General features: G+C 72.5%; 7 protein-coding genes. 4 read left to right on the top strand and 3 right to left on the bottom strand.

The features are described from left to right. From G3I40_RS18480 to hmgA, 3 genes are all read right to left on the bottom strand, one after another. A partial coding sequence (locus G3I40_RS18480; protein ID WP_343244955.1) for a type ISP restriction/modification enzyme occupies nucleotides 1-496 on the bottom strand: 496 nt, incomplete at its 3' end. Nucleotides 497-518: 22 nt separating this feature from the next. Further along, the gene (locus G3I40_RS18475; RefSeq protein WP_164303243.1) at nucleotides 519-1,268 is read right to left on the bottom strand and encodes a GntR family transcriptional regulator; all 750 of its coding nucleotides are present in this window, start codon (nucleotides 1,266-1,268) and stop codon (nucleotides 519-521) included. A 45-nt stretch (nucleotides 1,269-1,313) separates the two neighbouring features. Further along, nucleotides 1,314-2,624, bottom strand: a complete 1,311-nt coding sequence (gene hmgA / locus G3I40_RS18470) for a homogentisate 1,2-dioxygenase (RefSeq protein WP_164303242.1) — start codon at nucleotides 2,622-2,624, stop codon at nucleotides 1,314-1,316. 157 nt (nucleotides 2,625-2,781) lie between these two features. On the opposite strand from hmgA, the gene G3I40_RS18465 reads away from it, so the two are divergent. From G3I40_RS18465 to G3I40_RS18450, 4 genes are all read left to right on the top strand, one after another. After that, nucleotides 2,782-3,312, top strand: coding sequence for a hypothetical protein (locus G3I40_RS18465; RefSeq protein WP_164303241.1), 531 nt, complete (start codon nucleotides 2,782-2,784; stop codon nucleotides 3,310-3,312). Between the two features lie 10 nt (nucleotides 3,313-3,322). After that, nucleotides 3,323-3,937, top strand: coding sequence for a TetR/AcrR family transcriptional regulator (locus tag G3I40_RS18460; RefSeq protein ID WP_203644348.1), 615 nt, complete (start codon nucleotides 3,323-3,325; stop codon nucleotides 3,935-3,937). A gap of 179 nt (nucleotides 3,938-4,116) precedes the next feature. Then, nucleotides 4,117-5,505 carry a CitMHS family transporter gene (locus G3I40_RS18455; RefSeq protein WP_164303239.1) on the top strand — a complete coding sequence of 463 codons (1,389 nt, stop codon included), beginning with the start codon at nucleotides 4,117-4,119 and terminating at the stop codon, nucleotides 5,503-5,505. A 4-nt stretch (nucleotides 5,506-5,509) separates the two neighbouring features. Further along, a partial coding sequence (locus G3I40_RS18450) for an MFS transporter (RefSeq protein WP_164303238.1) occupies nucleotides 5,510-6,608 on the top strand: 1,099 nt, incomplete at its 3' end.

Raw genomic sequence — 6,608 nt, 5'->3', positions numbered from 1 at the left:
GGCCGGGCCGCCCCGCGGGGGAGCGGCCCTGTGGCAGCACGGCGCAGGCCAGCACCGCGGGGCCGCCGGCCCCGGGCACGTACCCCTGCTCCACGAGGAACAGCTGCCGGGCGTCCGCCACCCGCCACAGCTCGGGCCGGGCCGCGTCGATCAGCCGCTGGTCCGGGATGAGCCACTGCTCGTCGAACGGCGCGTGCAGCACCCGCACCGGCTCCGGGCACGGTCCCTGGGCGCGGGCCAGCGGTTCGGTTCCCGTGTGCTGGCCGGGGAGTTGGGCCGCGGCGGAGTGCAGGGTGCGGGAGCGGGACGGTTCGAGCAGCGCCTCGCGCCGGTCCTCGGAAGCGCCGACGAAGGTGTCCCAACGGGCCCTGAGCGAAGCGGCGTCCGGCCCGAGCGGCCAGCCGCGGCCCAGGCGCAGGGGCGCCACGGACCACGGCATGAGGTCCGCGAGCGGCATGGCGTCGAGGTGCGGCCCGTCGTTCGTCACGCCCGGCATGGTACGACGCCCGCGGTCGAGGTCAGTGGGCATCCAGCGTCACCGTGAACGAGAACCGGTCCCCCCGGTAGTGGATGACGGCCACGTCGAGGACCTGTCCCGCCTCGTCGTAGGTGATGCCCGTGTAATGCAGGATCGGGCTGAGGAGCGGCACCTGGAGCAGCCGGGCCGTCTCCGGGTCCGCCAGGCGCGCCTGCACCGAGTCCGTGATCCGGCTGATGCGCACGCCGACCACGTCCCGCAGCACCTTCGTCATCGGCCAGCGCGCCAGGTCCGCCACGTCGACCCGCTCACCCAGGTCGGGACGGAGGTAGTTGCGGGCGTGGTTCGTCGGCTCGCCCGTCTTCTCGTCGCTGCGCAGCCGGTGGTACGCCGCGACGGAACCCGTCCCCGGGAAGTGTTCGGCGTACGCCACGGGAACCGGCACCGTGCCGTGCCCGAGCAGCTCCGTCACCATCCCGGACTGCTGCGCCACGATCGCGTCGACCGAGCCCAGCAGGCGTACCGGCGCGCCCTGCTGGGCGGACGGCTCGATGAACGTGCCGCGCCGCCGGTGCCGGGTGATGAGCCCCTCGTCCTCCAGCTCCTTCAGGGCCTGGCGCATGGTGAGCACGGACACCCCGTAGTGGCCCGCCAGTTGCTCCTCGGTGGGCAGCCGCAGCGGGTCCTGCGGCGAGCGCCCGAGTATCGAGGCGCGCAGGGACTGCGACACCTGATACCAGAGCGGCAGCTTGCGGTTCAGGACGATCGAGTCCGGGGCGAATGACGTCACGGGGCTATCCGTACCGGTCGCGGGGGCGCGATGCAATGTGCGGTCCTAGGCCCTGAAGTGACGCTGGAGTCCGCTCCACACGTCGTCGTAGCCGCGCTGCAAGTGAGCCGCCCCGGCCGCCTGGGCCGTGGCCGTGATCGGCCACCGCGTCTCGAACATGAACGCAAGCCCGTCGTCCACCCGTTGGGGCTTCAGCTCGGCCGCGCTCGCCCGGTCGAAGGTCTCCCTGTCGGGACCGTGCGCCGACATCATGTTGTGCAGCGAGCCGCCGCCGGGCACGAAGCCCTCCGCCTTCGCGTCGTACGCGCCCTCGACGAGTCCCATGTACTCGCTCATCACGTTCCGGTGGAAGTACGGCGGCCGGAACGTGTCCTCGCCCACCAGCCAGCGCGGCGCGAAGACCACGAAGTCCACCCCCGCGAGGCCCGGGGTGTCCGACGGCGACGTGAGCACCGTGAAGATCGACGGGTCCGGGTGGTCGTACGAGATCGTGCCGAGGACGTTGAAGCGGTGCAGGTCGTACACGTACGGGACGTGGTTGCCGTGCCAGGCGACGACATCGAGCGGGGAGTGGTCGTAGTGGGCCGTCCAGAGGTTCCCGCAGAACTTGTTGACGACCTCGACCGGCCCCTGGACGTCCTCGTACGCGGCGACCGGGGCCCGGAAGTCCCGCGCGTTCGCCAGGCCGTTGGCGCCGATCGGGCCGAGGTCGGGCAGGCGGAAGGGCGCGCCGTAGTTCTCGCACACGTAGCCGCGGGCGCTCGCGTCGAGCAGTTCCACGCGGAAGCGGACCCCGCGCGGGATCAGCGCGACCTCGCCGGGCCGGGCCGCCAGCAGCCCGAACTCGGTGCGCAGCAGCAGCCCGCCGTGCTCCGGCACGATCAGCAGCTCGCCGTCGGCGTCGCTGAACACCCGGTCCATCGAGGTGTCGGCGTGGTAGACGTGCACGGCCATGCCGGTGCGCTGCGTCGCGTCGCCGTTGCCGCCGAGGGTCCACAGGCCGGCCAGCCAGTCCGTGCCGGGCGCGGGGGCGGGCAGCGGGTTCCAGCGGCGCCGGTTGGGGTCGGGGACGGTTTCCGTGAAGGGAGCGGTGCGCAGCGCGCCGTTGTCGGCGCGCGTGAACTCCGGGTGCGCCGCCGACGGGCGGATCCGGTACAGCCAGGAGCGGCGGTTGTGCGCGCGGGGCTCGGTGAAGGCGGTGCCGCTGAGCTGCTCCGCGTACAGGCCGAGCGGGGCGCGCTGCGGCGAGTTCCGTCCCTCGGGCAGCGCCCCCGGCACCGCCTGGGACCCGTGCTCGTTCCCGAAACCCGACAGATAGGTCAGGCCCTCGGCCGTCTTGCGTGCGTCCCCGCTCATCGCCATCGCTCCCTCGCCCCTCACCATGATTCCTATGCTCAACCGTAGGATTCGGTGCCACCCCGCGCAAGAGGTCCTCCCGGGTCCTCCTCAGGTCCGCCCGGGGTCCTCCCCGAGAGGGATCCGCGAACGTGAGCGTTCCTCTACTGTCCCGAGCATGCCCAGGACGACGCCGCACGCCCGCGCAGCCGCCGCCCTCCTGACCTGCGCCCTGGTGGTGACGGGGCTCGCCGGGTGCGGTGACGACGGCGGCGGCCCGCAACACGTGGGCAAGGTCATCGACCGCACCGACGGCGACGGCAGCCCGTACCGGCAGATACCCGAGGAGGACGCGCCGGAGGTCGGCATCACCGTCGAACCCGACGCGGACCCGGGCGCCGGCTGGGACGTGCGCATCCGCGTCCGCGACTTCCGCCTCAGCCCCGCGGGCACCCCGGCGAAGGCCGTGCACGGCCGCGGGTACGCCCAACTCTCCCTGGACGGGCGCCGGTTGGCCCGGCTCAGGACCGTCGACCACCGGCTCACCGCGGACCGCGTCACCCGCGGCACCCACCACCTCACCGTCCGCCTGTACGCCGACGACCACACGGTCTGGGCGGTCGACGGCAAGCCGGTCGAGGCCACCGCCGACCTCACCGCCTCCGGGGCCGAGACGGCGTCGCCCACCGCCGTCGACGGTTCGCCGTAGGGTGACGGGCATGCCCCACCCCCCGTCCCTGCGCCGCGCGCCCGTCCAGCAGCGCAGCGCCGAGCGACTGACCCGGATCCTCGACGCCTGCGCACGGCTCCTCGACGAAGGGGGCTACGAGGGCCTGAGCACCCGGGCCGTGGCCACCCGCGCCGACGTGCCCATCGGCTCCGTGTACCGCTTCTTCAGCAACAAGCGCGACATGGTCGACGCCCTCGCCCAGCGCAACCTCGAACGGTACGCGGAGCGCGTCGCCGCACGGCTCGCGGACCTCGCGGCCGGGGACTGGCGCGCGGCGATGGACGCCGTCCTCGACGAGTACCTCGCGATGAAGCGCACCGCGCCCGGCTTCTCCCTCGTCGACTTCGGCACCCAGATCCCCGTCGGCGACCCCGCGGCCGACCCCAACCACCGCGTCGCCGACACCCTCACCGACCTGCTCGCCCCCCACCTGCACCGCACCCCCGACGCGGCCCTGCGGCGCACCTTCCTCGTCGCCGTCGAATCCGCCGACACCCTGGTCCGTCTGGCGTTCCGGCTCGACCCGGCGGGGGACGAGGGGATCATCGGGGAGACACGGGAGCTGCTGCGGGCCTACCTGGCGCGGGTGCTGGACGAGGGCTGAGCCCCGCCGCGCCACCGCCGTCACCGCCGTCGCCGTCGGAACCGCTGTGACCTGGAGTTTTGCGCTTATTGCTCACGCGTCAACATCTTGTTAACGCAAATGAACGGGCCCTAACGTCTCGCTGACCGCCACCCCCGGGCGGCAGTTCAACGGCGAACGCAACGTTGGGAACCCACTCCATGCTGACAATCCTCGGATTCGTCATGATCGCCACCTTCCTGGTGCTGATCATGATGAAGAAGGTGTCGCCGATCGCGGCGCTCGTGCTCATCCCCGCGCTCTTCTGCGTACTGGTGGGCAAGGGAGCGCACCTCGGTGACTACGTCATCGCCGGGATCGGCGACCTGGCGCCCACCGCCGCCATGCTGATGTTCGCGATCATCTACTTCGGCGTGATGATCGACGTCGGTCTCTTCGACCCGATCGTGCGCGGCATCCTGCGTTTCGCCAAGGCCGACCCGGTGCGCATCGTCGTCGGCACGGCCGTGCTCGCCGCGATCGTCTCGCTGGACGGCGACGGCTCCACCACGTTCATGATCACCGTCTCGGCGATGTATCCGCTGTACAAGCGCCTGAAGATGAGCCTCGTCGTGATGACCGGTGTCGCCGCGACCGCCAACGGCGTCATGAACACCCTGCCCTGGGGCGGCCCGACGGCCCGCGCGGCCACGGCCCTCAAGGTCGACGCGAGCGACATCTTCGTACCGATGATCCCCGCGCTCGCCGCCGGACTCGTCTGCGTCCTGGTCCTCGCCTACGTCCTCGGGCGCCGCGAGCGCAAGCGGCTCGGCTACCTGTCCCTGGACGAGGCGGTCACGGAGACCGCCGACGAGAAGGTCCTGGTCGGCACGGGCGGCGGCGCCGCGAAGGGCACCGGCGGCGGCGACCACGCGGCCGCCGCGTACGAGAACGAGGACGGCGAGACCTTCTCCGGCCTCGACCCGCACCGCGCCACCCTGCGCCCCAAGCTGTACTGGTTCAACGCGCTGCTCACGGTCGTCCTCCTGACCGCCATGATCATGGAGTTGCTGCCGATCCCGGTCCTGTTCATCCTCGGCGCCGCGCTCGCCCTCTCCGTCAACTTCCCGCACATGCAGGACCAGAAGGCCCGCATCGGCGCGCACGCCGAGAACGTCCTCAACGTCTCCGGCATGGTCTTCGCCGCCGCCGTCTTCACCGGCGTCCTGCAGGGCACCGGCATGGTCGACCACATGGCGAAGTGGGTCGTGGGCGGCATCCCCGACTGGATGGGCCCGCACATGGCCCTCGTCACGGGCGTGCTCTCCGTCCCGTTCACCTACTTCATGTCGAACGACGGCTTCTACTTCGGCATCGTCCCCGTCCTCGCCGAGGCCGGGAACGCGCACGGCGTCTCCACCCTGGAGATCGCCCGCGCCTCCCTCGTCGGCCAGCCCCTGCACATGTCGAGCCCGCTGGTCCCCGCGGTGTACGTGCTCGTCGGCATGGCCAAGGTGGAGTTCGGCGACCACACCAAGTTCACCGTGAAATGGGCCGCGTTGACCGCGCTCGTCGTCCTCGGCGCGGGTCTGCTGTTCGGGATCGTGTGACCGCATGAGCCGCACGTGGCTGCTGCGCCTCGTCCTCGCCTTCAGCTTCGCGCAGACGGCGGTGTCGATGGCGCGGCCCGCCGTCTCCTACCGGGCGCTCGCGCTCGGCGCCGACGAGCGGGCCGTGGGCGTCATCGCCGGTGTCTACGCACTGCTGCCGCTGTTCGCCGCGGTACCGCTGGGACGGCGCACCGATCACGGCCGGTGCGCGCCGCTGCTGCCCGTCGGCGTCGTGCTCATCGCCGGCGGCTGCGCGCTCAGCGGACTCGCCGGCTCCCTGGTGGCGATGGCCGCCTGGAGCGGTGTGATGGGCCTCGGCCACCTCTGCTTCGTGATCGGCGCCCAGTCGATCGTGGCCCGGCAGTCCGCGCCCGACGAACAGGACCGCAACTTCGGCCACTTCACCATCGGCGCCTCCCTCGGCCAGCTCGTCGGCCCCCTCGCGGCCGGCGCACTGATCGACAGCGCGGACATGGCGGGCACCAGCGCGCTCGCCCTGCTGGTGTCGGCGGGCGGGTGCGCGCTCGCGCTGACCTCGCTGTGGCGCATCGAGTTCCGCCGGGCGCCGACCGGCGCGCAACCGACGGCGAGCGCACCGCCCGTCCCCGTACGCCGCATCCTGCGCAGCCGCGGCGTCCCCGGCGGCATCTTCATCAGCCTCGCCGTCCTGTCGGCCACCGACATCCTCACCGCGTACCTGCCGGTCGTCGGCGAGCACCGGGGCATCGCGCCGTCGGTCGTCGGGGGCCTGCTCAGCCTGCGCGCGGGCGCGACGGTCGCCTGCCGTCTGGTGATGACCCCGCTCATCGACTGGCTGGGCCGCGCCACCCTGATCACCACGACCTGCCTGCTGGCCGCGCTGCTCTGCGCGGGCATCGCCCTTCCCGTCCCCGTCGGGGTACTCGGCGCGATGCTGATCGTCCTCGGGTTCTGCCTCGGCGTCGGACAGCCGCTGTCCATGACGACGGTCGTGCAGGCCGCCCCGCCCGGCGCCCGCTCCACGGCCCTCGCGCTGCGGCTGACCGGCAACCGCCTGGGCCAGGTCGCCGCCCCGGCGTCGGCGGGCCTGATCGCCGGGGCGGCGGGCACGGCGGCGCCGGTCA

Origin of the sequence: Streptomyces sp. SID14478, assembly GCF_010548525.1 — a bacterium.
Taxonomy (GTDB): Bacteria; Actinomycetota; Actinomycetes; order Streptomycetales; family Streptomycetaceae; genus Streptomyces.
Note: the sequence above shows the minus strand (reverse complement) of the source record. Positions and strands in the feature narration are given on the sequence as shown.

Coding starts and splice junctions, on each gene's coding strand:
- hmgA (WP_164303242.1), bottom strand. CDS start 2,624: ATGAGCGGGGACGCACGCAAGACGGCCGAGGGCCTGACCTATCTGTCG.
- G3I40_RS18465 (WP_164303241.1), top strand. CDS start 2,782: ATGCCCAGGACGACGCCGCACGCCCGCGCAGCCGCCGCCCTCCTGACC.
- G3I40_RS18460 (WP_203644348.1), top strand. CDS start 3,323: ATGCCCCACCCCCCGTCCCTGCGCCGCGCGCCCGTCCAGCAGCGCAGC.
- G3I40_RS18455 (WP_164303239.1), top strand. CDS start 4,117: ATGCTGACAATCCTCGGATTCGTCATGATCGCCACCTTCCTGGTGCTG.